This is a genomic window from Pseudomonas sp. PNPG3 (genome assembly GCF_023093815.1).
Taxonomy (GTDB): domain Bacteria; phylum Pseudomonadota; class Gammaproteobacteria; order Pseudomonadales; family Pseudomonadaceae; genus Aquipseudomonas; species Aquipseudomonas asiatica.
Map to the genome: position 1 here is coordinate 1 of NZ_JALLKV010000068.1, position 26,443 is coordinate 26,443.

Consider the following 26,443-nt stretch of genomic DNA (forward strand, 5'->3'; position numbering starts at 1 on the left):
TTAGTCCCACCACCCCTTCAAGTCTAACCATACAAGCGGGTTCACCCGCGAAGAGGCCCTGAAGGTGTACGACTTTTCATCAACTCAAACCAAAGGCTTCAGTTGGATCGGCTTGGGAATTATCCTACGAGCCGTGTGGAAGCTGCTCTGTTGTAGGGGAAATGCCCCAGGGATAACGTCGTCGAGTCGCCAATCAAGGTGACCGGGTGTGAGAAACCCGCTCGATGTTGAACAGGCTTCCTGTCATGGCGGCCTTGCGTGGGCAGGCCTCGGCCTGGCCGGGTTCAATGTCCTCGGTTTTCTCACCCCGCGTACGGCTGCCACCCCTTATCCGTGAGAAAGATGAGCTGGCGGTTCTATAAACGACATTGGATTCCGACCATGACAACGCACGTTCCAGATCACCCAAAAAACAGCAGCACCGTCGGTAAAGAAACCTGCATGGACCTTTTCCGCGTCCAGGCCAATATCCCTTTCAACCATGCCTTCTCCGAACTCTCCGTCATGCTCGGGTGCATCAATCACCTGACGACCGAAGCCGAGATGGAAAATGACCGGCTGGCCGGTAGTGCCGCGAGAATTCTCAGTGGCTTTGCCAAAGCACTGATCGATGACATCGAACTGGGACTGAACAAGGCTTCAGTTCAGCTCTGACCTGTACCGGCCCTTTCGCGGGCACGCCCGGTCCCACAGGTACAGCGCAGGCTTGAGGCTGGCGACCATCCTGTGGGAGCGGGCGTGCCCGCGAAGAGGCCCGCGCAGGCGCTGGAAATGCCTAATAAATTCCCGTCAGTTCTTTAAATTACGAATCTTTTTCACGCCAGCAGGGAGCTCTGTCGTTGGTGCGCCCGGTGTTGGATGTCTATTCGCTGGTGTGCTTCCAAAATTCGCTGGTGTGCTCGAACCTACACTAGGCTGGATCCTTGCTCGAGGGATAATGTACGTTCGTGGAGCCATGTAAAGCCCATTGAGTTCGAAACTCTCGTTGTTGCTCTCGGGCGGAACGGAATTTAGGCTTCTCGCGGCACTTCGGTGATTATTGTTTTGGGGAATCCCGGGCGGTTGAGCAGTATTCCCTCTGCCCACGGGGGCACCCCGCGATGGTCGTAGAGGGATGCGCTTACCCAGGTTATAGGCACCCGCCGCAAGCGCGACGGCTGTAAGTAACCCAGATACGCCCTGTAGAACATCTCGGGCTTTAGGATCTTTTACAATAAAACTTGCAGTGAGTGTTCCAAGGCTGGCTAATTATGTCGTAGCCATAAAAAGTAATGAGAAAGAAAAGTGCCCGGTGGGGTCAACGTTGTTCACCGGGTCCCCTACACAATACGCGTAGGGGTTCAACCCACCTTCCTCAAACGGGCTTTCATCATCGGGGCTGCACAACCTCTGCAGCACGGGACTATACTGACGATAGCCATTACCCAGCGAGTAACAGTCTGTTACTTCGTCCAGCTGCTCGCCATTGAATCCCAAAGGCATATTAGAATCGGCAGAGGCCGGGCGTTGGCCGTACGGGGTATAACGGTACTGCGTTCTACCAGCCTGTTCGAACGCACTCATCACTGTGTTGCTGCTGTTCACTGCGAAGAGTAAAAGCGGTGTATCTGCACCTGCCGTGCGTTGTGCCAAGAGGTTCCCCTCATGGTGAAAATACGAGCGTGTTACAGACCCGCAGATTTCGGTGGTACATCTGTTGTTCTGGTAAAAACGGAGTGAAGTTTCGCGCGCGTCCATATGGCTTCTCAGTTTCAGACTTTGACAGAAATTGCCCAGGCGTAGCTGAGTTTGTCGGTTCGACCAAGGTCATCTCACTATGTAACGGTCGCATGCTTCCAGCTACTGGCATAAATGCTAGGTTTTTGGTGGACCGTCTGACCTGTGCGGCCGATTCGCAGACCCGCCCGCCCGACAAGCGCTGAAAATGCTGAACTGATCCCCGTCAGTGATGTTTATCGAACCCTGATCTACGCTAACAGTCGCATCCCACGAATCATTTGCGCGCAAGCAAGGAGCCTGCATGACGTTGATACGTCCGCTGTTGGTCGTCTGCCTGGGGCTTGTGTCCCTGCTGTCGGGCTGTAGTAAGGAAGAAACCACCGAAACATTGCCACGCGTAGGCGTGCAACAGGTATCCCCCACCGATTTCGCTGCCAGGGTCACCCTGACTGGCGATGTGCAGGCGCGGGTGCAGACCGACCTGTCGTTCCGGGTGGGCGGCAAGATCATTTCGCGCAGCGTCGATGTCGGCGACCACGTAAAGGCCAACCAGGTGTTGGCGCGGCTGGACCCGAAAGACCTGCAGAACAATGTCGACTCGGCCAAGGCCGAGGTGTTCGCCGCGCAGGCGCGGGTCACCCAGACCAGCGCTGCCTTCGTACGCCAGCAAAAGCTGTTGCCCAAGGGCTACACCAGCCAGAGCGAATACGATTCCGCCGAAGCCGCGCTGCGTAGCAACCAGAGCGCGCTCAAGGCCGCACAGGCACAATTGGCCAATGCCAACGAACAACTGAGCTATACCGCGCTGGTCTCCGAGGCCGATGGGGTCATCACCGAGCGCCAGGCCGAGGTTGGCCAGGTGGTGCAGGCGACCATGCCGATCTTCAGCCTGGCCACCGATGGCGACCGTGATGCCGTGTTCAATGTCTACGAATCGCTGCTGGTGGCTCCGCCAAGCGACGCCGGCGTGATCGTCAGCCTGCTGGACGACCCCAAGGTCCAGGCCCGTGGCTTCGTGCGCGAAATCACCCCCACGGTGTCCGCGCAAAGCGGCACGGTACAGGTCAAGGTCGGGCTGAGGGATGTGCCGCCAGGGATGCAACTGGGTGCACCGGTGACGGCCACCACCAATGCCCAGGGCCGGCCAAGTATCGAGCTGCCATGGTCGGCACTGACCAAAGCCCTGCATGAGCCCGCCGTGTGGGTGGTGGGCGAGGGTGACAAGGTAGAGCTGCGCAAGGTCGAGGTCAGCCGTTACCTCACCGGCAGGATCGTGGTCGCCAGTGGCCTGAAAGGCGGCGAGACCGTGGTGGTCAATGGCGGGCAGTTGCTGCACCCCGGCATGCAGGTGCTGAAGATCGATGCCAAGGCCAAAGGGGGTGAGCTATGAAGCGCCTGCTGCTGATGCTGTCGGCCGGCGTGCTGTTGGCCGGCTGCAGTAGCGAGGATGAAGTGCCGGAACCGATTCGGCCGGTGCTGTCGGTCAAGGTCGAACCCCAGGTGCAGTCGCAGCTCGGCCGCTTCGCCGGCAGTATCCAGGCCCGTTTCGAAAGCACCTTGGGCTTCCGGGTTTCCGGGCGTATTGCCCGGCGCTGGCTGGATGTGGGCGCCCAGGTGAAACCGGGCGATACCCTGGCCACCCTCGACCCGACCGACCAGCAGAACCAGTTGCGCGCCGCCGAAGGCGACCTGGCCAAGGTGCAGGCGCAGTGGATCAACGCCCAGGCCGATGCCCGCCGGCAGCAACAGCTATATGACCGTGGCGTAGGCGCCCAGGCCCAGCTGGATATCGCCCAGACCAACCTGAAAACCACCAGCGCGGCGTTGGAGCAGGCGCGCTCTGCACTCAGCCAGGCGCGTGACCAGCTCGACTACAGCACCCTGCGCACCGACCACGCCGCGGTAATCACTGCCTGGCAGGCCGAAGCCGGGCAAACCGTCACCGCCGGCCAGGCCGTGGTAACCCTGGCCAGGCCGGATGTGAAGGAAGCGGTGATCGATCTGCCGATCGGCCTGGCCGAGCAGTTGAGCAAAGGCCTGACCTTCACCGTTGCTTCGCAGCTGGACCCGACCATCAACACCACCGCCAGCCTGCGGGAACTGGAACCCCAGGCCGACGCCACCACGCGCACCCGCCGCGCGCGCCTGACCCTGGCCAGCACCCCGGCGGCCTTCCACCTGGGCACTGCCATCAGCGTGACCCTGAGTTCGGAGGTGTCGCCGCGCAGCGAACTGCCCTTGAGTGCCTTGCTCGAGCGCGACGGCAAGACCCAGGTATGGGTGATTGATACGCAGCAGAAGACCGTGGCCACCCGTGATGTGGCCCTGATCGGTCGAACCGCCGACAGCATCGTCCTGACCTCGGGCGTACAGCCCGGCGAGCGGGTGGTGACTGCGGGCGTGAACAGCCTCAAGCCTGGCCAGAAGGTCACCTTCGACGAGGATGCGCAATGAAAGGAAGCTTCAACCTGTCCGACTGGGCACTCAAGCATCAATCGTTCGTCTGGTACCTGATGTTCGTCGGCCTGCTGATGGGGATCTTTTCCTACTTCAACCTGGGCCGTGAGGAAGACCCGTCGTTCACCATCAAGACCATGGTCATCCAGACCCGCTGGCCCGGCGCGACCCAGGACGAAACCCTGTACCAGGTCACCGACCGTATCGAGAAGAAGCTCGAGGAACTCGACTCCCTCGACTACACCAAAAGCTACACCCGCCCCGGCGAATCCACGGTCTACGTGTACCTGCGCGACACCACCAAGGCCAAGGACATCCCGGAAATCTGGTACCAGGTGCGCAAGAAGATCCAGGACATTCGCGGTGAGTTCCCTGCAGGCATCCAGGGGCCCGGGTTCAACGATGAATTCGGCGATGTGTTCGGTTCTATCTATGCCTTCACCGCCGACGGCCTGACCCTGCGCCAGCTGCGCGACTACGTGGAACAGGCGCGGGCCGAAGTGCGCGATGTGCCCAACATCGGCAAGATCGAGCTGATCGGCACCCAGGACGAAGTGCTGTACCTGAACTTCTCTACCCGCAAGCTGGCAGCCCTGGGCATCGATCAGCGCCAGGTCATGCAGGCCCTGCAATCGCAAAACGCCGTGACCCCTGCCGGCGTGATCGAGGCCGGGCCGGAACGTATCTCGGTGCGTACCTCCGGGCAGTTCACCTCGGAAAAAGACCTGGAAACCGTCAACCTGAAGATCAACGACCGCTTCTTCCGCCTGGCCGACATCGCCGATATCGAGCGTGGTTACGTCGACCCCCCTTCGCCAATGTTCCGCTACAACGGCCAGACGGCGTTGGGCCTGGCCATCGGCATGAAGGCCGGCGGCAATATCCAGGTGTTCGGCGCGGCGCTGAAAAAACGCATGGACCAGGTGGTCGAAGACCTGCCGGTGGGCGTCGGGGTGCACACTGTTTCCGACCAGGCCGTGGTGGTCAAGCAAGCGGTCGGCGGCTTTACCAGTGCGCTGTTCGAGGCGGTGGTGATCGTGCTGGCGGTGAGCTTCGTCAGCCTCGGCGTGCGTGCCGGGCTGGTGGTGGCCTGCTCGATCCCGCTGGTGCTGGCCATGGTGTTCGTGTTCATGGAGTACAGCGGTATCACCATGCAGCGGATTTCGCTGGGGGCGCTGATCATCGCCCTGGGCCTGCTGGTGGATGATGCGATGATCACTGTGGAAGTGATGGTCACACGGCTGGAAATGGGCGAAAGCAAGGAGCAGGCGGCGACTTTTGCCTATACCTCCACAGCCTTCCCCATGCTCACCGGCACCCTGGTGACTGTGGCCGGCTTCGTGCCGATCGGCCTCAACGCCAGTTCGGCCGGTGAATACACCTACACGCTGTTTGCGGTAATTGCCGTGGCACTGATGGTGTCGTGGGTGGTGGCGGTATTCTTCGCCCCGGTGTTAGGCGTGCACATCCTCAGCAGTGCCAAGCTCAAACACCATGAAGCCGAGCCGGGGCGCGTCGGCCGGGCCTTCGAGCATGGTTTGTTGTGGTGCATGCGCAACCGCTGGCTGACCATCATCGGCACCGTGGTGTTGTTCGCCCTGGCGATCTTCTGCGAACGCTTCGTGCAGAACCAGTTCTTCCCGTCCTCTGACCGCCCGGAAATCCTCGTCGACCTCAACCTGCCGCAGAACGCCTCGATCGAGGAGACGCGCAAGGTGGTCGACCGTTTCGAGGCGCGGATCAAGGACGACCCGGACCTGGTGCACTGGAGTACCTATATCGGCCAGGGCGCGATCCGCTTCTACCTGCCCCTCGACCAGCAGTTGCAGAACCCGTACTACGCGCAGTTGGTGATCGTCAGCAAGGGCTTCGAAGAACGCCAGGCCATGATGGAGCGCCTGCAGAAGATCCTGCATGAAGAATTCGTTGGCGTCGGCACCAACGTGCAATCGCTGGAAATGGGCCCACCGGTGGGCCGACCGATCCAGTATCGGGTAAGCGGTGCCAATATCGACGAGGTTCGCAAGCACGCCATCGAGCTGGCCACCTTGCTCGACCAGAACGAACACATCGGCGAGATGATCTACGACTGGAACGAGCCGGGTAAGGTGCTGCGCGTGGAAATCGCCCAGGACAAGGCGCGCCAGCTGGGCCTGTCGTCGGAGGACGTGGCCAATGTGATGAACAGCATCGTCAGCGGCGTGCAGATCACCCAGGTCAACGACAACATCTACCTGGTCGACGTGGTCGCCCGTGCCGAGGACAGCGAGCGTGGCTCGCCGGATACCCTGCAGAACCTGCAGATCCTGACACCCAACGGCACTTCGATCCCGCTGCTGGCGTTCGCCACCGTGCGCTACGAGCTGGAGCAGCCGCTGGTGTGGCGTCGCGACCGCAAGCCGACCATCACCATCAAGGCTTCGGTCAACGGCGACATCCAGCCCACCGACCTGGTGGCCCAGCTGAAGCCGAAGATCGACGAGTTCGCCAGCAAGTTGCCGGTGGGCTTCGAAGTGGCCACCGGCGGTACGGTGGAGGAGAGCGCCAAGGCGCAGGGGCCGATCCGCAAGGTCATCCCGCTGATGCTGTTCCTGATGGCGACGTTCCTGATGATCCAGCTGCACAGCGTGCAGAAGCTGTTCCTGGTGGTCAGCGTGGCGCCGCTGGGGTTGATTGGCGTGATCATTGCGCTGGTGCCCACAGGTACGCCCATGGGCTTCGTGGCGATTCTCGGCATTCTCGCGCTGGCGGGCATCATCATTCGTAACTCGGTGATCCTGGTGACGCAGATCGACGAGTTCGAAGCCCAGGGCTTGTCGCCGTGGGATGCGGTGGTGGAGGCAACCAACCACCGGCGCCGGCCGATTCTGCTGACCGCGGCGGCGGCGAGCCTGGGCATGATCCCGATTGCCCGCGAGGTGTTCTGGGGGCCGATGGCCTACGCCATGATTGGCGGGATCATCGTGGCGACCCTGCTGACGCTGCTGTTCCTGCCGGCCTTGTATGTGGCTTGGTACAAGATCCGCGAGCCACAGAAACACAACTGAAGCCCTGCACGGGCTCTGTGGGAGCGGGTGAACCCGCTCCCACAGGGTCTTCCGTCGCTTTCAAAATTGTATTTTGTTTTGGTTATATAAACATTCTCAAACAGTATTTTTAAGAATAACCCCGCCTCACTACTATTGCCCTCAAGCCAGGCGCAAATCCCCTTCAAACCTCAGCCCGGCACCCTCACTCCAAGGAGAACGAGCATGAGTGCATCTCTGCGTAGCATCGACGGTCAGGACGAAGCCACCATTCTGCGTGAAATCCAGAGCGCTCTGCGCGACCTGCGATTCGGTGCGGTGGAGATAACCGTGCACAACGCTCAGGTCGTACAGATCGAGCGCAAGGAGAAGTTCCGCCTGCAGCAGCCCGGCAACAAGACCGGCTGATCGCGCCACACATTCAAAACTAGAAAAATGCCAATCGGGAGCTTCACCATGTCCATCCGCCGTTATGCGCTTGCCGCCCTGGCCAGTGCTGTTTTTGCCGGTTCCGCCATCGCCAAGGACTACGAACTGCTGAACGTGTCCTACGACCCGACCCGCGAGCTGTACCAGCAGTACAACGCCGAGTTTATCAAGCACTGGCAGCAGGCCCACCCGGGCGACAAGGTGAAGATCCAGCAATCCCACGGCGGTTCGGGCAAGCAGGCCCGTGCGGTGATCGACGGCCTGCGTGCCGACGTGGTGACCCTGGCCTTGGCCGGCGACATCGATGAAGTCGCCAAGCTCGGCAAGACCCTGCCAGACAACTGGCAGACCCGCCTGCCGGAGGCCAGCACCCCGTACACCTCGACCATCGTGTTCCTGGTGCGCAAGGGCAACCCGAAAGGCATCAAGGACTGGGGCGACCTGATCAAGAAGGATGTGTCGGTCATCACCCCCAACCCGAAAACCTCCGGCGGCGCCCGCTGGAACTTCCTGGCGGCCTGGGCCTATGGCCTGAAGGCCGGCGGTAGCGAAGAAAAGGCCAAGGAGTACGTGCAGGAGCTGTTCAAGCACGTCCCGGTGCTGGATACCGGCGCCCGTGGCTCGACCATCACCTTCGTCAATAACGGCCAGGGCGATGTGCTGCTGGCCTGGGAAAACGAAGCCTTCCTGGCGCTGAAGGAAGACGGTGGCGCCGACAAGTTCGAGATCGTCGTGCCGTCGTTGTCGATCCTCGCCGAACCGCCGGTGGCGGTGGTGGACAAGAACGCCGAGAAGAAGGGCAATACCGAGATTGCCACCGAATACCTCAAGCACCTGTACAGCCCGGCCGGGCAGAAGATCGCAGCCGAGAACTTCTACCGCCCGCGTGACGAGAAGGTCGCTGCCGAGTTTGGCAAGCAGTTCCCGAAACTGGACCTGGTAACCATCGACAAGGACTTTGGTGGCTGGAAGACTGCACAACCTAAATTTTTCAATGATGGCGGTGTGTTCGACCAGATCTATCAGGCACAGTAAGGGCCAAGGAAAAGCGGGGCCGCCATGCGGCCCATTCGCGACGCAAGGCCGCTCCCACAAGGAACCGTAATCTCCTGTGGGAGCGGCCTTGCGTCGCGATTGGGCTGCAAAGCAGCCCCAGGATTCAGAAGCTTGCACCGGCCCGGGATCTGTCCCGGGTTTCGTGCGTTCAACCAGGGATATTTATGTCACGTCGCATTTCCCCCGTCATACCCGGCTTCGGGCTGACGCTGGGCTACACCTTGGTGTACCTCAGCCTGATAGTGCTGATACCGCTGGCCGCCATGTTCGTGCATGCCGCGCAGCTTACCTGGGAGCAGTTCTGGACCGTCATCAGTGCGCCGCGGGTGATCGCCGCGCTCAAGCTGAGCTTCGGCACCGCCCTGTTCGCCGCCATCATCAACGGCCTGATCGGAACCCTGCTGGCTTGGGTGCTGGTGCGCTACACCTTCCCCGGGCGCAAGATCATCGATGCAATGATCGACCTGCCGTTCGCCCTGCCCACGGCCGTAGCCGGTATCGCCCTGACCGCCCTGTACGCGCCCTCGGGCTGGGTCGGCCAGTTCGCCACCGACCTGGGCTTCAAGATCGCCTACACCCCGCTGGGTATCACCCTGGCGCTGACCTTCGTCACCCTGCCGTTCGTGGTGCGGACGGTGCAGCCGGTACTGGCCGACATCCCACGTGAAGTGGAGGAGGCCGCCGCCTGCCTGGGCGCGAAGCCGCTGCAGGTGTTCCGCCACGTGCTGGCGCCAGCGCTACTGCCTGCCTGGCTGACAGGTTTTGCCCTGGCCTTCGCCCGCGGCGTGGGCGAGTATGGTTCGGTGATCTTCATTGCCGGCAACATGCCGATGAAGACCGAGATCCTGCCGCTGCTGATCATGGTCAAGCTCGACCAATACGACTACACCGGCGCGACCGCCATCGGCGTGCTGATGCTGGTGGTTTCCTTCATCCTGCTGCTGCTGATCAACCTGCTGCAGCGCCGCATCGAAACCCCTTGAAGGAGGCCGGCATGTCCAGTTCATCCCTGAATGCAACCGCCGCCGCCAACGCTGCCCGCCGGGGCAGCGCCACTTCGCGGCGTATCCTGATCGGCCTTGGCTGGCTGGTGTTCGCGCTGTTCCTGCTGCTGCCACTGGTGATCGTGGTGTCGCAGGCGCTGAAGAACGGCTTCGGCACCTTCTTCGAGGCGATCTTCGAGCCTGACGCATTGTCGGCGCTGAAGCTGACCCTGCTCGCCGTGGCCATTTCGGTGCCGCTGAACCTAGTGTTCGGTGTCAGCGCCGCCTGGTGCGTGAGCAAGTACACCTTCCGTGGCAAGAGTATCCTGGTCACCCTGATCGATCTGCCGTTCTCGGTGTCGCCGGTGATCGCCGGCCTGGTCTACGTGCTGATGTTCGGCGCTCAAGGCCTGTTCGGGCCATGGCTGCAGGACCACGATATCCAGATCGTGTTCGCCCTGCCGGGCATCGTCCTGGCCACCATCTTCGTCACCGTACCGTTTGTGGCCCGTGAGCTGATCCCGCTGATGCAGGAGCAGGGCACGCAGGAAGAGGAGGCCGCGCGCCTGCTCGGTGCCAATGGCTGGCAAATGTTCTGGCACGTGACCCTGCCAAACATCAAATGGGGCCTGATCTATGGGGTGGTGCTGTGCACCGCGCGGGCCATGGGCGAGTTTGGCGCGGTGTCGGTGGTGTCCGGCCACATTCGCGGCGTGACCAACACCTTGCCGCTGCACGTGGAGATCCTCTACAACGAGTACAACCATGTCGCGGCCTTCAGCGTGGCCAGCCTGTTGCTGATCCTGGCGCTCTTCATCCTGCTGCTCAAGCAGTGGAGCGAGAACCGTATTAACCGCCTGCGCCACAGCGCCGCGGAGGAATGATTCATGTCGATCGAAGTTCGTAACGTCAGCAAGCGCTTCAACAGCTTCCAGGCCCTGGACAACATCAACCTGGACATCAACAGCGGCGAATTGGTGGCGCTACTTGGCCCGTCCGGCTGCGGCAAGACCACGTTGCTGCGCATCATCGCCGGCCTGGAAACCCCCGACCAGGGCAATATCGTGTTCCATGGCGAGGACGTGTCCGGCCATGACGTGCGCGACCGCAACGTCGGTTTCGTGTTCCAGCACTACGCGTTGTTCCGCCACATGAGTGTGTTCGACAACGTTGCCTTCGGCCTGCGCATGAAGCCCAAGGGCGAGCGCCCGAGCGAGAGCAAGATAGCCGAGAAGGTGCATGAACTGCTGAACATGGTGCAGCTGGACTGGCTGTCCGACCGCTACCCCGAGCAGTTGTCCGGTGGCCAGCGCCAGCGTATCGCCCTGGCCCGTGCGCTGGCGGTGGAACCCAAGGTGCTGTTGCTGGACGAGCCTTTCGGTGCGCTGGATGCCAAGGTGCGCAAGGAGCTGCGCCGCTGGCTGGCGCGCCTGCACGAGGACATCAACCTGACGTCGGTGTTCGTCACCCACGACCAGGAAGAAGCCATGGAGGTGGCTGACCGCATCGTGGTGATGAACAAGGGCGTGATCGAGCAGATCGGCTCGCCGGGCGAGGTGTACGAGCACCCGGCCAACGATTTTGTCTACCACTTCCTTGGTGACTCCAACCGCCTGGCCCTGAGCGAAGGGCATCATGTGCTGTTCCGCCCCCACGAAGTGTCGCTGTCGCGGCACGAGACCGAAGGGCACCATGCGGCCGAGGTGCGCGACATTCGGCCGTTGGGCGCGACCACGCGGGTGACCTTGAAGGTGGAGGGGCAGAGCGAGCTGATCGAGGCCGAAGTGGTCAAGGACCATGACAGCCTGACCGGGTTGGCGCGGGGGGAGACATTGTTCTTCCGGCCGAAGGTTTGGCAGAAGGTGGCGGATATCTGAGTCGCCTTTGATAATGAAAAAGCCCGGGGTTGGTCCCGGGTTTTTTTATGCCTGATGGATCGAGGGCGCAGCCCTCGCGGCAATCTCATGCCTTTCGCGAATATTTCGCATGCCGGCAATGCATGATTGAAAGCCCGCCCGGCTACAGCCCGCGAATTCCGCAGCTTTGCCACAATCCTTCAAAAAATATATTCAGTAAAGTTCTAACCATAATTTTAAAAATTACTTTGAGAGATAAGCCCCTGACCCCGATGATTCAGCCACACACCTGAATCGAGCCCCAGGAGCTTGATCAATGGGTAATGTCCAGCGCGGGCCATGGCGGCTATCGAACGTGCGGGGATCAGCAAGCTGGCGGTGATTACCGCGCGCTGAACCCGTCAACTTTCTTCAGGCAAGTGCTTAGGGGCCATATCTCTTGGCAGGGGATGGCCCCTTTTTTTGCGTGATTCCTGTGGGAGCGGGCGTGCCCGCGAACACGGGCGAAGCCCGTGCCATCCACCGCGGTGCTTGCTTCGCGGGCATGCCCGCTCCCACAGGGGGCGCGCACAATATTGATATTTTGGTTATTAATAAATATCTTCTTATTCCTTTACTGATATAACTCCCTCCCTATACTTGTCTCCAAGCACGCAAACTCACTGGAGGCGTCCCCATGCGCAATGAGTCGATTCGTTACCTGATTGTGCCGGGCTGGCAAGGATCGCCAGACAACCATTGGCAAAGTCACTGGCAGCGCACCTTGCCCAACAGTGCCCGGGTCGAGCAGCACGACTGGCTGACCCCGCAACGCCAGGACTGGGTGCAGGCACTGGAGCAGGCGATTGCCGCCGAGCGCTCACCGGTGATTCTGATTGCCCATAGCCTGGGCTGCATAACCGTCGCTCATTGGGCCGCGCAGGCCAGCCCGGCCCTGCTGCGGCGGGTACGTGGCGCGCTGCTGGTGGCACCCGCTGACGTAGAGCGGCCAACCTGCGCGCCGGCTCTGCGCAACTTCGCGCCGATCCCGACCGAAGCACTGCCATTCCCCAGCCAGGTGGTCAGCTCGGACAACGACCCGGCCGTGAGCGTGCCAAGGGCGTTGTATCTGGCCCAGGTCTGGGGCGCCGAAGCAGGGCTGCTGACCAACGCCGGGCACATCAACGTCAAGTCCGGCCATGAGCGCTGGGAACAAGGTTTCGCCTACTTGTATCGCTTGCAGAGCCGGGTCGAGCAGCGCGCACTGCGCCGCGCCTGATCGCCCTTACTGTTTACCGTTTGCCTGACGCCCGGCCATTGAAGGTCTGGGGCGGGAGTTCGTCATGACTTTTCAAAACCCTTTTGGCCAGCCGTTGCTGACCTTCCCTGAACTGGACAAGAGCCCGCTGAGCATCCGCGCCAAGGCGCTGGTGTTCATCGACCCACGTTCGCAGCAGCTGCGCGAGGAGCTCGAGCACCTGGCGCCACAACCCTTGCCAGTGCTGATCCGTGGCGAAACCGGTACCGGCAAGGAACTGCTGGCTCGGCAGATCCACCGTGCCAGTGACCGCAGCGGGTTGTTCGTGTCGGTCAACTGCGCTGCCATCAGCCCCACCTACGCCGATGCCGAGCTGTTCGGCTACAGTGCCGGCAGCCAAGGCGGCACAGCCAGCAGCCGTGCCGGCTGGTTCGGCTCGGCCAACGGCGGCACGTTGTACCTGGACGAGATCGCCGACTTGCCGCTGGCCATCCAGGGCAAGCTGCTGGCCGCCCTTGAAAACCGTGAGGTTACCCGGGTGGGCGCGCAGCAGCCGCAACCGGTGGACGTGCGCCTGGTAGCCGCCACCAGTATCGACCTGGCGCGGGTGGTGCGCGCGGGGCGTTTCAACGAGCGCCTGTACCAGTACCTGCGCGAGGGCACGCTGGAGCTGCCGCCACTGCGCGAGCGGCCGGGCGATATTCTGCCGTTGGCCGAGTACTTCGTGGGCATCTACAGCGTGCGCCTGCAGCGGCCTGTGCCGCTGGTTAGCGAGGCGGCACAGCAGGCGCTGGAGGCACACCCCTGGCCCGGCAACACCCGTGAACTGGAGAATGTCATCCACTTTGCCTTGCTGCTGAATGATGGCGAGGAGATCCTGGCAGAGGACCTGGACCTGCCCGACCCTGCGCGCTAGGCACTGCTCAAAAGCAAAATGGCTGATAGCATTTTGTTTTTGGAATAAGCAGCTAAATAAAAGATATTTTTACGGAATAAAAAATCTGGGTATTGTCCGCCTCACGCCCGCTGGTGAACCGGTTGGGCACCCGATTCGCCATCGTCGATGGCCCAGAACCAGAACAAGGATCACCATGAAGAAGACCCTGCTGACCACTGCCCTGGCCGCTGCCCTGTCGTTTGCCGGCCTGGCTACCGCCGCCGAGAAACTGGTTGTCGCCGCCACCCCGGTACCGCACGCCGAAATCCTCGAGCTGATCAAGCCGACCCTGGCCAAGGAAGGTGTGGACCTGCAGATCAAGGTTTTCACCGACTACGTGCAGCCGAACGTGCAGGTTGACCAGAAGCGCCTGGACGCCAACTACTTCCAGACCCTGCCTTATCTGCAGAACTTCAACGAAGGCAAGGGCACCCACCTGGAAACCGTGATCGGCGTGCATGTCGAACCCTTTGGTGGTTACTCGAAGAAGGTCAAGAGCCTGAGCGAACTGAAAGAAGGCGCTACCGTTGCCATCCCTAACGAGGGCAGCAACAGCGGCCGCGCCCTGCTACTGCTGCAGAAGGCTGGCCTGATCACCCTGAAGGATCCGAAGAACGCCCTGGCCACCCCCAAGGACATTGCCGAGAACCCGAAGAAGCTGAAGTTCCGCGAGCTTGAGTCGGCCATGCTGCCGCGCGTGCTGGACCAGGTCGACCTGGACATGATCAACACCAACTACGCCCTGGAAGCCGGCCTGAACCCGGCCAAGGACGCGCTGGTGATCGAAGGCAGCGACTCGCCATACGTGAACTTCCTGGTCGCCCGCCCGGACAACAAGGACAGCGAAGCCATCCAGAAACTGGCCAAGGCCCTGACCAGCCCGGAAGTGAAGGAGTTCATCGCCAAGAAGTACCAAGGTGCGGTGCTGCCGGCGTTCTGATGCGCTTGCATTACCTGGCATGACCCAACGCCGACACCCTTGTGTCGGCGTTTTTATGTGTGGGCATAGTTACCTGTGGGAGCGGGTTTACCCGCGAACACGGGCGAAGCCCGTGCCATCCACCGCGTTGCCTGCTTCGCGGGTAAACCCGCTCCCACAAGGGCTGCAAAGCAGCCCCGGCGATCTCACTGGTTACGCGGTAGCCAGTTCAACAGGAACTCATTCACCACCCGCGGGTTCTCCAGGCTGGAGATATGCCCCGCAAACGGAATCTGCGCCGCCAGGCAGCCAATGATCCGCGCCATTTCATTGGACTCTTCCGGCGGCCGCGGAATGTCCTGGTCGCCGCACATCAGGATGGTTCTCTCGCTCGGCAGCTGCTCGAGTTGCGCCAGCAGGTCGTGTCGTCCAAAGATTATCCGCCCCATGGGATCGAGGCTCTCGCGAATGATTTGTGCACTGCTTGCCTTCAGCTGAGCACGAAACCGCTCACGGATTTCAGGCACGGTCTGGCCGCCTGCGTGGAAAAAAATAGGCACGATGATGTCGAGCAACGGGTCGCTGAATTCGCCGGCTGCGCTGGCGGTATCCAGCAAGGCGAAATACTTGAGCCGAGTTTCCTCCGGCTCGGCGCCCAGGTAAGTGTCCATGAGCACCAGGCGATCAATTCGTTCAGGGTGGGTAGCAGCCAGCGGTGCCCCCCACATACCGCCTACCGACAGCCCGACCAGGTGGCACTTGGTAATTTCCAGTTTGTCCAGCAACGTCAGGTGCTGGTGGACCAAGCTGTTCATGTCGATGGTCGTGGCAGGCGGAGCATCGGAGCCGCCGTGGCCCCACAGTTCGGGGACGATGACGCGGAAGTGTGCTGACAAGGCTTCGATTTGTGGCTGCCACATCTCGGCGGACCACAGGTAGCTGTGACCGAGCAGGACCGGGAAACCCTGGCCCTGGTCGATGTAGCTCATGCGGGCGCCGTCGATTTCGATGAAGTGTCTTTGCATGGAATGGGTCTCGGCTGGGAGTGCTGTAGGGTATTCGAAATTGTCGGGGCCGCTTTGCAGCCCCTTTACTGAGCTGGCACCAGACGCAAGGTACTCTGCGCCGGAATCACCCCCATCTGCGCCTTCTGGTACTGCCCCTGCACATACCCTTCGGCCTGATCCGCAAAATGCCTGTCGAACGGCACGCCACTCTGCCCGACCGGGTTGGTGGTCAGCGCCTGCCCGGCATCGGCAAAGTCGACCAGCCGCCGCGTCGACGGCCCATAGGTCACCGGCCATGGCGCCGGGCCGATCTTCGCCGAGAGGTTGTTCGGCACTTCATGGGTGCCCGGTGCGGCGAACGGGCCGACGTTGAACAGCAGGTTCAGCGGCTTTTTGACCCCCAGCGGGTGGTTGTGGGTCAGGGTATGGGCCTTGCCCCACTGCCAACTGGCCGGGTCGTTGCCCAGGGTTTCCCGCAGGTGCTTCAAGGTGTTCTGCCACGCCATGCGCACCACGGCGTTACGGTCGGTGCGCTGGTTGGCTCCGCGGGTGTTCCACCACGGCGAATCGGCATCCGCCGCCAGGCGCGGCAGGGCGGCGTCGATGGCGCGGGTGCTGATAAGTACCGGGAACCAGGTGTCGCCCAGCTCGTCATGCAGGGCCGCGAATGCCAGCTCGTAGAGGAACTGGTTGAACAGCGTGGCACTGGTCGAGTCGAGCGGGTAGTCGCCGCTCCAGGCTGCCAGTTGCTCGACCAGCTCCTTCTCTTCGTCCCCTTCGGCCACTGCGCGTAGCGTTGCCAGCAGTGGTGCAAGGGTGCGCGGGCCATAGTCGCTGGCAGTGTCCAACTGCAGCGCCTGGCTATTTTGGGTATCCCACTTCACATCGGGGTTGGCCAAGTGGCGATCGAGCTGGCGGCCTCGGTCCGGCAGGTTGTAGTAACCGGGTATCGGCACTGCCGCCGGAGGCTGGTAGTTGGCCGAGACAATGTAGCCGCGTGCCGGGTTCTCCTGCTGGGGGTTGACGCTGAAGGGGTAGAAGCCGAGCTTGTCCGCCTGCGCACTGGCACCATCGAGGATGAACACGGGGTCGACGCCGTCGGGGCGGATCGGCAACTGCGCCGCCGCCCACCAGCCGATATCGCCACGGGCATTGGCCCAGACCAGGTTCAGCCCTGGCGCATGCACCTTGGCCGCAGCCTCGCGCATCTTGCCCAGGGTATCCGCGCGGTTGAGATGGTAGAAACCGTCGAGGAGCGGGTTTTCGGTTTCCAGGAACGCCCACCACATGGCGATTGGCGTGGGCCCGGCAGTGGCACCCAGCACGTCGTTGACGATCGGGCCATGGGGCGACCGGCGGAGGCTGAGGGTGACCGGTGCTTCGCCTTTAACGGCAATCTGCTGCTCGGTCTTTTCCAGCGCCTGCCATTTGCCATCGACCATCACCTGGTTGGCGTCGGCAGGGTTGGTGTGCTCGGCGATCAGGTCGACGTCGTCATTCTGGAACATGGTCAGGCTCCAGCCGAAGTCGCGGTTGTGGCCGAGCAGGGCGAACGGGTTGAGCGCCTGGAAGTAGCCATACAGGTTGAAGCCCGGCGCCGACAGCTCGGCCTCGTACCACACCGCCGGCACCGCAAAACCGATGTGCGGGTCGCCGGCCAGCAGCGGCCTGCCGCTGCGGGTGCGGCTGCCGGCCACGGCCCAGGCGTTGCTGCCCTCGAATTGAGGGATGCCCGCATCGCCCAGCGCGTCATGGCTGAGGCGGGCGAGGGCCTCCAGGCTTTGCCAGTCGGCAGCGGCCAGCGGTGTACCCAAGGCACCCTCGGGCTGCCAGGCGAGATCGAAGATGTTCAGGTACTCAGGGCCCAGCTGGTCGCGGATATAGGTAAGCGCGGGTTCGGTGCGAAACGCGGCGGCGAAGCTGTAGGCCAGGTAGCCGGCGATGCTCAGGGTGTCTTCGGCGCTGAAGGGGCGTGGGGTGATGCCGAGCAGGTCGAACTCCACGGGTTTTGGGTGGCTGGCCTGCCAGCTGTTCACCCCGTCGAGGTAGGCCTGCAGGGCTTGCCAGGCGGGTGACTGGCGGTCCTGACGCTTGGCCATCAGTGCTGCCTGTTCGCGAATGCGCAGGCTGCGGAACAGGGTGTCGGTGGGCAGCAGCTTGTCGCCCAGTACCTCGGCCAGCTCGCCCCGGGCCAGGCGCCGCAGGATCTCCATCTGGAACAGCCGGTCCTGGGCATGCACGTAACCGAGAGCACGATACAGGTCCGGCTCGCTCTGCGCCTGCAGGTGCGGCACCCCACGGGCGTCGTAGCGCACGTTGACCGGCGCCTGCAGGCCGGCGATGGCCACCTCGCCCTCGCGTTGCGGCAGCTTGCCCTGCACATACCAGTATCCGGCGCCGGCGGCCACGGCAACCATCACGGCCAACAGGGTCAAGCTGCGCTTCATGCAGGCTCCTTGTGCGTTCAAGCGAAAAATGTGGTCCGATGATCGGCGGATTCGCGACCAGAGCATAGCCCCAGGAAGGAGTTTCCATGTCCCTCAGCGAAAAACAGAAAATGCTTACAGGCCAGCTCTATCACGCTGGCTGCCCCGAGCTGCAGGCCGAGCAGATCGCCAACAAGCACTGGATGCACCGCTACAACAGCAGTGTCGAATTGCTCAACGACGCACGTCATGGGCTCTTGGTAGAGCACTTTGGCCAGGTCGGCGAAGGCGCGGTGATCCGCCCACCGTTTTATTGCGACTATGGCTACAACATCAGCGTCGGCCGCAACACCTTCATGAATTTCAACTGCGTGATCCTCGATGTGCTGCCGGTGCATATCGGTGATGATTGCCAGATCGGCCCCAACGTGCAGATCTATACCGCCGACCACCCGCTCGACCCCGAGGTGCGCCGCACAGGGCTGGAGAGTGGCCGGCCGGTGACCATCGGCAACAACGTGTGGATCGGCGGCGCGGCGATCATCCTGCCGGGGGTGACCATTGGTGATAACGCCGTGGTGGGTGCCGGTAGTGTGGTGACTCGGGATGTGCCGGCGGGGGTGACGGTTGTAGGTAGCCCGGCGCGGGTGCGTGGTTGATATGAAAAAGCCCTGCGGTGTTGGTCGCAGGGCTTAGGGTCAGGCGGCTTTGAAGCCGGGTTTGCCGTTGGCGGCGCGCCATTCTTTAATACGGTTGACGACGCCTTGCGGGCTGACATCTGCCCCATCTGGGGGGTAATAAATCACGTCTGACCCGTCAGGGTGCTCGGTCAACTTCTCGAAAAGAAGAACAATATCAATCCGGTGCTTTTCCAGCTCAGCACCCTTGAGGCCCGTCCGATCCGCATATAGATCCGACACCAATGCGAGAAACTCAGGCTCTGTGTACTCCGTCAAACTCTGTTTCAACGTCATTGATTGTTTCCTCTGTGATGGTTTATGTGGACTTGGGGAGTCATGAACACGAGATTATCGAAGTCGTACACTGCGCCACCCTTTGCAATTTCGTGCTTGTGGTGAATCTCTAACTTGACTCGCTTTCCTACTCGCTGGTCGCGCTTGGCGAATGGCGCTAGCCCTCTACGCATGTCGTCGAGGATTGCGGGCATGATGTGGCGACTGAATACCTCATCTGTCGCAATCTCCATCCAGATTGCCTCCTTTAGCCTATCGAATCTGGCAAACCTCCGCCCCCTGAGCCTTTCCGCAATCTTTGCTGGAATCGGCGCGCCCGCCGCAGTAGTGGCTGCATCCAGAACCCTGTCTGGTGTGATAACGCCGTTGCCGCTTGCAACCCCTGGTAAATTCCGTGGGTTGCGCAACATCACATAAATCGGCGCCAGCCCCGAGTCTGCCGGGAAGATGATGACGTAGTCGTCGATCTGCAGTTCGGGCAGTTCAGGGAGCGTACGGATATCCGGATCCGGCGGGACGATGATAGGGCCCGGAAGGTGCTTCTGCAGATCCTCGACGATAGGGGAGCCAGGGATGACCGTACCGTTCTCGCCGGTGGCAGACAGCGTCGAGGGCGGCGTCGCCGGGTGCCAAAATAGCGTTGCGCCACCTGGGCCTTCGGCGGTAAATCTGTACGCGCCTTGGGCTGCGTCCCACTGTGCCTGGCGTACGCGCACATCGCGCAGAAGGGCGCTGCCATCCGTGGCTGCCAAGTACACCTCCGTCTGCTTGCCCTGAGGGACAGCGTCCATCCGCAAGGGCAGCTCAAGCGTCTGACCAGCTTTGCGGTTTGCTTCGAGGGTAAGGTCCGCGCCGGGACTCATCAGGGCGAGCGGGACGGTCACCCCCATGCGCTCACCATCGCCCAGACGAGCTGAATACAGCATCAGAGGAACATACCTGGCGACCGCCAGGAGCCCACCGGTGAGCAGACGTTGGGCGCCTTTGCCGAGTGCTTCGCCAAAGTCGAGCCAGATCGGTTCGAAATGGGCTATGCCACCGCGTGAGGTCGCCAGGATCAGCGGGTGGTGGATACTGGCTACCCAGGCGTTGAACGTTACAGGTGTATTGCCAGGAGTACGGCCAGACAAGACGGCCAGCGAAGTCTGCTCGTCGAAAACGGTGGCGACGGTGTTGTCTGTTTGTGCCAGTAACCGCATCACCTCCGTACTTTCAGCGGGCGATGTCTGGGTATGGGCGGCAATTTGGGCTTGTAGCTGTGCCTGCACGTTTAGCAATGCCGCTTTGCGGTCTGCGGAACCTTCTGGCGCGTGGTACTGGAGCGCGGAATCGATCCAGGTAGCTTGCGACGCCAAGTGGCCTTGACTCAGGTTCATGCTGGAGTAGGTTGAGGCAAGCTGCTCGCGCGCCTTGAGCAGGTCGGACGTTTCCCGTTCTAGCTCGCGGCTATGCTCGAGTGCTGCTTGCGGGGCAACGCTTTCTTGCTGATGGCGCTCGAAGGCCGTCAGCATCGCTTTCAACGCGCTGCTGGCTTGCAGGAACGCCTGGCTGGCTGTGCCCAGTTGAGCAAGGGCCTGATGGTACTGTTGGAGCGTCCGGTCAATATCCTGATCATGACTTTCCCTCATCCTGAGAGTGGACAAGGTGCTCTGCAGCTGTTGTTGGCGTTGGGCCAACTCGCCGCTTACCTGCTCCAGGTACTTCACGTCGAACGCCGCTCGGTAAGAGTCGAGCCACGCTTGCTGAGGGTCTGCTGGAGCGTTTGGTTTTCGGGCTACAGCCAGGAATTCATGAAGGTTGCGATTTACCGGGTCACCGCCGAAGAAGCTGTAAGCCTGATCACGCGTTGCTTGCAGGCGTGTAGCGAACAATGCCTGAAGCTCATTGATGGCAGCGATGGTGCGTTCTGTCGCCTGGATTTCGCCAAGACCATTCAGCGAGCCCGCTTGATCACGTAAGGCCTGGTCGAGGTCTTGCTGTAACGTGGCGAGGCGCTGTTCATGCGCCTTTTGAACGCCTAACTTGCCGTTTTCGGTCTGTACGATCAGGTCGATATCCAGGCGCCCAGGCTCGAAAACGGATACCAGTTGAAACGATGCACCGGGGTGGGTGCCCCAAAGTTGAGGGCCGACGGGAAGACGGGTGCTGTCTACATAGCTGTTGGGAAGCTCGGTGGAACCTTGTGACATACAGTTTCTCCATTGATCTGTATGTCGCTACGGTAAAAATCCTCCCTCGGGCTGAAGCTGTAGATATCTATCGGGTAGCCACTAACTACCAGGGGCAGTAACACCCTATGGCCAATGTATTGCTGGCCTGCACCGGCCGGTCTTCAAGCAAGGCCTTGATGATGGGTTCCACAAAGCTGTTGCTGGCATTGCACACGGCGCCTTCGCTGTAGGGGCCGAAGTAGGCCAGGTGGCCTTGCCGGTCCCAGATGGCCACGGCCGGGGAGGCGGGCAGGTGTTCGCTGCCGGGCAGGCTGGCGAGTGGCTTGAGGGCGGTGAGGTTGGCGGGCAGCTGGCCGTGGCTGTCGGGCTTTTGCAGCACGTGGAAGGTCACACCCTGGCTGGCGAACTGGCTGACCAGGTCGCCCAGGTGCTGCTGGTTGCCGACGTTGCACGGGCAGGCCGGGTCCCAGAAATGCACTACCCTGATCGGGCCGGGGCCGGCCAGCTCGGGGGGCAACTGCAGCTGGCTGCCGTCGAACAGCGTGGCTTGATTGTCGAACGGGCGCAGGTAGCGGGCCTGGAACGTGGTGTAGGCCTGCCAGAGGATGGTCAGGCCGACCAGAAGGGCGATTGCCATGCACAGCGGTTTGATGATCCGAGTCTTCATGAAGTTTCCGCGGCCCCCTGTAGGAGCGGCCTTGTGTCGCGAAAGGGGTGCGAAGCGCCCCCAGGATGTGTGCATCAAGCTGATATTGCTGGGGCCGCTTTGCGGCCCTATCGCGACACAAGGCCGCTCCTACAAGTTCGAAGGTGAGCAAGCTTGCCACGACGCCAGCCAGAGCTGAATATCCCAGATCAATACTTGCTTCACTGTGGATGTACCCGATGCCCGCTGCCTTTCACCCAGACCTCCTGCGCACCAGCCTGGCGCCGCTGACCGCTCGCCAGCCGTTGTCGGCGCAGGCGCAGGACTACCAGCGCTTCTATGGCCTGAACCTGTCGGCCCACAGCTGGCTGGGCGGCTTCCAGGCCGCAGGCTTCGAGCTGGTCGGGCAGGCCTGGCTACCCGACCAGCCGAGCGCGACGCTGTTCCTGCTGCACGGCTATTACGACCATATGGGCCTCTACAGGCATGTGATCGATTGGGCGCTCAAACAGGAGTTCGCCGTGATCAGTTGCGACCTGCCCGGCCACGGCCTGTCCAGCGGCGAGCGAGCCAGCATCAGTGATTTCGCGGTGTACCAGCAGGTGCTGGAGGCTTTGTTCGAGCAGGCGCGCACGCTGCAACTGCCGCGCCCGTGGCACCTATGCGGTCAAAGCACCGGTGGCGCCATCGCCGTGGACCACCTGTTGTACCAAGGCGCGCGCAGCCCCATCGATGGCCAGGTCATCCTGTTGGCACCGCTGGTGCGGCCCTGTGCCTGGCGCTGGTCGAAGCTGAGCTATCGTGTGTTGCGTCACTTCGTGAATGGCATCGAGCGGCGCTTCAGCGAGAACACCAATGACCCGACCTTCCTGCCGTTCCTCGAAGCCGACCCGCTGCAACCGCGCCGCCTGCCTACAGCTTGGGTGGGCGCCTTGATTGCCTGGGTCAAACGCATCGAGGCCGCGCCGCGCAGCACGCGGCGGCCGTTGATCGTGCAAGGAGAAGCGGATGGCACAGTGGACTGGCAGTACAACCTCGAAGTACTCAAGGCCAAGTTTGCCGAGCCGCAGATTCTGATGCTGCCCGAGGCCCGTCACCACCTGGCCAACGAGCTGCCGGGCATTCGCCAGCGCTACTTCGACTTCATCGACCAGCGCCTGGGCTGATCACTTAAGGTCGCTGCTACTCTGGCCAACTGCCAGGCCTGCGCGAACGGCGGCCAAGGCGGCCTGGTAGTAAGCCTTGCCGTCTGGCGACTCGGCAAAGGTAGCGAACTCTTCCAGCTCGGCATCGGACAGGTCGCGATAGACATACAGCAGGGTGTTGTTGAGGTCTTCGCCGATCTGGCCCATCAGGCGCTGGCGCTGGCCGTCGAGCAGGTTCTGGGCCTGACCGCCGCCGAACAGGCCGGGGATCATCGAGCTGAGGCTGTCGGCCGCCACGCCGGCAATGGCCAGGCTCACTTCGGCACCGGCTTCGCGCGCCGGCAGGGCCTGGGCCAGATGCCCGATTATCAGCAGGCGATCATCGCTGGCCTGGATCTTCGGCAAGCCCTTGGCATTCTTGGCCAGTTCGTCCTTGCGTGTGGCCTTGAGCTCCGCAGCCACCACCTTGCGCCCCAGCGGCGACCGGAAGAACGCCAGAGCCGGAGCCGGGTTGGCCAAGGTTGCGCGCAGCTGCGCCTGGGCGCGACGGTCCACCGCCTGGGCCTGGAAGCGCTGGTTGCTGTTGTTTACCAGCGCCTGGTACACGGCGGGTGGCAAACTGTTGCGGTAGCGTTCCTGGGCAGCGGTCAGGGCATCATTGAAATGGGCGCGCTGGTCGGGCCAGCCGGCGGCCTTGTACAGTTGATCCAGGTTGTCTGCCCAGACAGGCACGGTGCAGATCATCAGCAGAATCAGGGAAAACAGACGGCGCATTCAGGACTCCTGTCGGCAGGTGGCTATTGTCCGTGGCCGGGCGCCGGTTTGTCGAGATATCCGCGTGCTTCTCGGCCAAGTGGCGCTGTGCGCCGGCATGGCTAATGGATATGATGCGCGCCATGCACATCTCCCCTGAACACCCGATGCTTGCGGCCGTCGTCGACGATCTGGCCACCCATGGCTGGTCCCAGCAGGCGCTTTTCCTGCCCGCCGACCTGGTGCGTGCGCTCGCGGCCGAGTGTCGGCGCCGTGATGCCGAAGGCGAACTCAACCCTGCAGGGGTTGGGCGCGGTGCTGCCCAGGAGGTGCGCGAGGCCATTCGCGGCGACCAGATCCAGTGGATCGACCCCGGCCAGGCCGAGGCCTGCGACCAGTACCTGAGCGCCATGGACCAGCTGCGCCAGGCCATCAACCAGGGCCTGTTCCTTGGCCTGGAAGACTTCGAGTGCCATTTTGCCTTGTACCCGCCAGGGGCGTTCTATCGCCGGCACCTGGACCGCTTCCGCGATGATGACCGGCGCATGGTGTCGGCAGTCCTGTACCTGAATGAAGGCTGGCAGCCGCAGGACGGTGGCCAGTTGCGCATGTTCCTGGCGGACGGTGTCGAGCATGATGTCGAGCCGGTGGCGGGCTGCCTGGTGGTGTTCCTGTCGGGCGAGGTGCCCCATGAGGTGCTGCCGGCAGGGCGTGAGCGGCTTTCGTTGACCGGCTGGTTCCGGCGCCGTGGCAATGACCCCTTCTGACCTGCCCAAGGTGCTGGTCAGCGCCTGCCTGCTGGGGCAGCCAGTGCGCTATGACGGCCGCGCCAGTGGCCACCCCGACCTGTTGCAGCGCTGGCAGGCCGAAGGGCGCGTGGTGCCGTTGTGCCCGGAAGTGGCGGGTGGCTTGCCGACCCCACGGCCGCCTGCAGAGATACCGGGCGGGCAGGGTGGGGAGGTGCTCGACGGTGGCGCGCAGGTGCTGACGGTGACGGGCGAGGATGTCAGCGCCGAGTTCCTGGCTGGGGCGCAACGGGCGCTGGAGTTGGTGCACCGGCATGGCATTCGTGTGGCCGTGCTGAAGGCTGGAAGCCCTTCGTGTGGCAACCGGTTGACCTATGACGGCACGTTCAGTGGTGTGAAGGTGGCCGGGGAAGGGGTGACCACGGCATTGCTGCGGCGGGCGGGGGTGCTGGTGTTCAGCGAGCTGGAGCTGGACGAGGCACAGCAGGCTCTGGCCGGGCTTTCAGCTTAAGCCTGTTCCGGCCCTTTCGCGGGTGAACCCGCTCCCACAGGGACATCACAAGCGTTGAGGGCTGTGGAGAACTTGTGAGAGCGGGTTCACCCGCGAAGAGGCCGGTACAGGCAGCAAAAATCCTATTGCCCGGCCGCAGTCTCAGGCACACCCTTGAACCACTTTTGCTCAAGTTCGGCAGTCCGCCCGCTGTCCTTGAGCCGCTGCAGTGCATTGTTCACCGCACTCTCGAACGCCGGGTTGTCCTTCTGGAACGGGATTACCAGCTGCTTCTCGCCAAACGGCAGGCTCACATCGAGCGGGCTGTCACCTTTGGGTGATTCGCTCGACGGGGTCAGTGCGATGTCGTACTTGCCACTCTCGACACCGGGCAGTACCTCTGCCGCAGGGGCTTCGATGAACTCGGCGCGCAGGTCCAGTTCCTTGGCCAGCGCCTGGCCGAAGTCGATCTCGAAGCCGCTCAGGTGGTCATTTTCCTTGAATGCGTACGGCGAGTTGTCGGCCTGTACGGCAATGCGCAGTTCGCCCCGGTCGGCAATTTCGTCAATCAGCTCGGCCTGAGCCAATGGCGTGATCAGTACCGCCAGCATTACTCCTATGATCGAACGCATTAAAGCCCCTTTTCTCTTTGGCAGATGAATAACCTTCGCCACGGCTTTCTTCCTCGCCGTGGTCGAGCGCAGCCTATGACCTTGAAGCCTCGGCATTGTTTAACCCTGATTGAAATATTTCTGCCTGACGATGTGAACATCTGGGCAAACATATCAACTAAGGTGAACCACCGCCGCCACCGGAATACTGGCGGCGGTCAATAAGTGAATCACAGGAGAAGTGAATGAACAGCCTATTTTCGCGTGCTGCCGTTGCTGGTCTGTTGATGGGAGCGTCAATGTTCGCCAGTGCCGCAGATGCCCTGAAGAGCCAGGAGCCGCCCAAGGATGCCAAGGTCTTCATCGTTTCCCCCGCCGATGGCGCCACGGTCGACAAAACCTTCACCGTCAAGTTCGGCATCGAGGGCATGGCACTCAAGCCTGCGGGTGACAGCACCCCGCACACCGGCCACCACCACCTGCTGGTGGATGTGGATAAAGAGCCGGTGGCCGACATGGCCCTGCCGGCCAGCCTGATGCCACAGGCCGGCACCGCGTTGCCGGACGGCCCGCAAGTACTGCACTTCGGCAAGGCGCAGACCGAAACCAGCATTACCCTGACCCCAGGCAAGCACACCCTGCAGCTGGTGCTGGGTGACCAGTATCACGTGCCGTTCAAGCCGAGCGTCGTGTCGCAGAAGATTACTGTCGACGTGAAATAGGGGTTGAGCTCTTCGCGGGCAAGCCCGCGAAGCAAGCGACACCAATGTCACAGGCAAAAAAAGGGAGGCCACCGGGGCTAATGCCAGTCAGTTAAGACTGACGCTTTGAGCTTTAGCCCGTAGGCCGCAAAAT

24 protein-coding genes are annotated in these 26,443 nt (G+C 62.0%); 17 read left to right on the forward strand and 7 right to left on the reverse strand.

The genetic code is table 11. The features are described from left to right. The first annotated feature begins 381 nt into the window (after window positions 1-381). From MJ643_RS27160 to MJ643_RS27215, 12 genes are all read left to right on the forward strand, one after another. Window positions 382-654, forward strand: coding sequence for a DUF3077 domain-containing protein (locus MJ643_RS27160; RefSeq protein ID WP_023660782.1), 273 nt, complete (start codon window positions 382-384; stop codon window positions 652-654). Window positions 655-2,020: 1,366 nt separating this feature from the next. Continuing rightward, a complete protein-coding gene (locus MJ643_RS27165) occupies window positions 2,021-3,109 on the forward strand; it encodes an efflux RND transporter periplasmic adaptor subunit (protein ID WP_024087886.1) in 1,089 nt (362 codons plus the stop codon). Further along, window positions 3,106-4,173 carry an efflux RND transporter periplasmic adaptor subunit gene (locus tag MJ643_RS27170; RefSeq protein ID WP_013974699.1) on the forward strand — a complete coding sequence of 356 codons (1,068 nt, stop codon included), beginning with the start codon at window positions 3,106-3,108 and terminating at the stop codon, window positions 4,171-4,173. Before MJ643_RS27165 ends, MJ643_RS27170 begins: the two co-directional genes overlap by 4 nt. Further along, the gene (locus MJ643_RS27175) at window positions 4,170-7,223 is read left to right on the forward strand and encodes an efflux RND transporter permease subunit (protein ID WP_013974698.1); all 3,054 of its coding nucleotides are present in this window, start codon (window positions 4,170-4,172) and stop codon (window positions 7,221-7,223) included. Before MJ643_RS27170 ends, MJ643_RS27175 begins: the two co-directional genes overlap by 4 nt. Before the next feature lie 204 nt (window positions 7,224-7,427). After that, the gene (gene oscA, locus MJ643_RS27180) at window positions 7,428-7,610 is read left to right on the forward strand and encodes a sulfur starvation response protein OscA (protein ID WP_003258557.1); all 183 of its coding nucleotides are present in this window, start codon (window positions 7,428-7,430) and stop codon (window positions 7,608-7,610) included. A 48-nt stretch (window positions 7,611-7,658) separates the two neighbouring features. Next, window positions 7,659-8,666 (forward strand): sulfate ABC transporter substrate-binding protein, encoded by a 1,008-nt coding sequence (locus tag MJ643_RS27185; RefSeq protein WP_024087885.1) that lies wholly within the window; start codon window positions 7,659-7,661, stop codon window positions 8,664-8,666. A 185-nt stretch (window positions 8,667-8,851) separates the two neighbouring features. Continuing rightward, window positions 8,852-9,670, forward strand: a complete 819-nt coding sequence (cysT, locus tag MJ643_RS27190) for a sulfate ABC transporter permease subunit CysT (protein ID WP_024087884.1) — start codon at window positions 8,852-8,854, stop codon at window positions 9,668-9,670. Between the two features lie 11 nt (window positions 9,671-9,681). Further along, on the forward strand, window positions 9,682-10,554 hold the full coding sequence (gene cysW, locus MJ643_RS27195) for a sulfate ABC transporter permease subunit CysW (protein ID WP_015272212.1): 873 nt from the start codon (window positions 9,682-9,684) through the stop codon (window positions 10,552-10,554). Between the two features lie 3 nt (window positions 10,555-10,557). Beyond that, window positions 10,558-11,547: a sulfate ABC transporter ATP-binding protein gene (locus MJ643_RS27200; RefSeq protein ID WP_013974693.1), complete on the forward strand. Its 990-nt coding sequence runs from the start codon at window positions 10,558-10,560 to the stop codon at window positions 11,545-11,547. A 655-nt stretch (window positions 11,548-12,202) separates the two neighbouring features. Next, window positions 12,203-12,784, forward strand: a complete 582-nt coding sequence (locus MJ643_RS27205) for an alpha/beta hydrolase (protein ID WP_013974692.1) — start codon at window positions 12,203-12,205, stop codon at window positions 12,782-12,784. Window positions 12,785-12,848: 64 nt separating this feature from the next. After that, window positions 12,849-13,679, forward strand: a complete 831-nt coding sequence (locus tag MJ643_RS27210) for a sigma 54-interacting transcriptional regulator (protein ID WP_013974691.1) — start codon at window positions 12,849-12,851, stop codon at window positions 13,677-13,679. Between the two features lie 175 nt (window positions 13,680-13,854). Further along, window positions 13,855-14,640 carry a MetQ/NlpA family ABC transporter substrate-binding protein gene (locus MJ643_RS27215; RefSeq protein ID WP_013974690.1) on the forward strand — a complete coding sequence of 262 codons (786 nt, stop codon included), beginning with the start codon at window positions 13,855-13,857 and terminating at the stop codon, window positions 14,638-14,640. A 185-nt stretch (window positions 14,641-14,825) separates the two neighbouring features. Here MJ643_RS27215 and MJ643_RS27220 read toward each other — a convergent pair whose 3' ends face one another. Both MJ643_RS27220 and MJ643_RS27225 read right to left on the reverse strand, forming a co-directional pair. Beyond that, window positions 14,826-15,644, reverse strand: a complete 819-nt coding sequence (locus MJ643_RS27220) for an alpha/beta hydrolase (RefSeq protein ID WP_038410227.1) — start codon at window positions 15,642-15,644, stop codon at window positions 14,826-14,828. A gap of 65 nt (window positions 15,645-15,709) precedes the next feature. Continuing rightward, window positions 15,710-18,073, reverse strand: a complete 2,364-nt coding sequence (locus tag MJ643_RS27225) for a penicillin acylase family protein (protein ID WP_024087882.1) — start codon at window positions 18,071-18,073, stop codon at window positions 15,710-15,712. Window positions 18,074-18,159: 86 nt separating this feature from the next. On the opposite strand from MJ643_RS27225, the gene MJ643_RS27230 reads away from it, so the two are divergent. Next, on the forward strand, window positions 18,160-18,711 hold the full coding sequence (locus tag MJ643_RS27230; protein WP_013974687.1) for a sugar O-acetyltransferase: 552 nt from the start codon (window positions 18,160-18,162) through the stop codon (window positions 18,709-18,711). A 39-nt stretch (window positions 18,712-18,750) separates the two neighbouring features. Here MJ643_RS27230 and MJ643_RS27235 read toward each other — a convergent pair whose 3' ends face one another. The 3 genes from MJ643_RS27235 to MJ643_RS27245 form a co-directional block, all read right to left on the reverse strand. Beyond that, a complete protein-coding gene (locus tag MJ643_RS27235; RefSeq protein WP_023662887.1) occupies window positions 18,751-19,026 on the reverse strand; it encodes a bacteriocin immunity protein in 276 nt (91 codons plus the stop codon). Then, entirely contained in the window at window positions 19,023-21,215 is a 2,193-nt protein-coding gene (locus MJ643_RS27240) for an S-type pyocin domain-containing protein (protein WP_013974685.1), read from the reverse strand. The genes MJ643_RS27235 and MJ643_RS27240 overlap by 4 nt, the downstream gene beginning before the upstream one ends. A gap of 85 nt (window positions 21,216-21,300) precedes the next feature. After that, window positions 21,301-21,864, reverse strand: coding sequence for a DUF6436 domain-containing protein (locus MJ643_RS27245; protein ID WP_013974684.1), 564 nt, complete (start codon window positions 21,862-21,864; stop codon window positions 21,301-21,303). Window positions 21,865-22,082: 218 nt separating this feature from the next. Here MJ643_RS27245 and MJ643_RS27250 point away from each other — a divergent pair, with 218 nt between their 5' ends. After that, entirely contained in the window at window positions 22,083-23,009 is a 927-nt protein-coding gene (locus MJ643_RS27250) for an alpha/beta hydrolase (RefSeq protein WP_024087881.1), read from the forward strand. Here MJ643_RS27250 and MJ643_RS27255 read toward each other — a convergent pair whose 3' ends face one another. Beyond that, the gene (locus tag MJ643_RS27255) at window positions 23,010-23,762 is read right to left on the reverse strand and encodes a DUF2059 domain-containing protein (protein ID WP_013974682.1); all 753 of its coding nucleotides are present in this window, start codon (window positions 23,760-23,762) and stop codon (window positions 23,010-23,012) included. 113 nt (window positions 23,763-23,875) lie between these two features. Between MJ643_RS27255 and MJ643_RS27260 the strand changes: the two genes are divergently transcribed. After that, window positions 23,876-24,508, forward strand: coding sequence for a 2OG-Fe(II) oxygenase (locus MJ643_RS27260; RefSeq protein ID WP_024087880.1), 633 nt, complete (start codon window positions 23,876-23,878; stop codon window positions 24,506-24,508). Beyond that, window positions 24,495-24,998 carry a DUF523 domain-containing protein gene (locus MJ643_RS27265; protein WP_013974680.1) on the forward strand — a complete coding sequence of 168 codons (504 nt, stop codon included), beginning with the start codon at window positions 24,495-24,497 and terminating at the stop codon, window positions 24,996-24,998. The genes MJ643_RS27260 and MJ643_RS27265 overlap by 14 nt, the downstream gene beginning before the upstream one ends. A 122-nt stretch (window positions 24,999-25,120) precedes the next feature. Here the strand turns inward: MJ643_RS27265 and MJ643_RS27270 are convergent, their stop codons facing one another. Further along, the gene (locus MJ643_RS27270) at window positions 25,121-25,609 is read right to left on the reverse strand and encodes a transporter substrate-binding domain-containing protein (protein WP_024087879.1); all 489 of its coding nucleotides are present in this window, start codon (window positions 25,607-25,609) and stop codon (window positions 25,121-25,123) included. A 224-nt stretch (window positions 25,610-25,833) separates the two neighbouring features. Between MJ643_RS27270 and MJ643_RS27275 the strand changes: the two genes are divergently transcribed. After that, the gene (locus MJ643_RS27275) at window positions 25,834-26,310 is read left to right on the forward strand and encodes a DUF4399 domain-containing protein (RefSeq protein WP_024087878.1); all 477 of its coding nucleotides are present in this window, start codon (window positions 25,834-25,836) and stop codon (window positions 26,308-26,310) included. The last annotated feature ends 133 nt before the right edge of the window (window positions 26,311-26,443 follow it).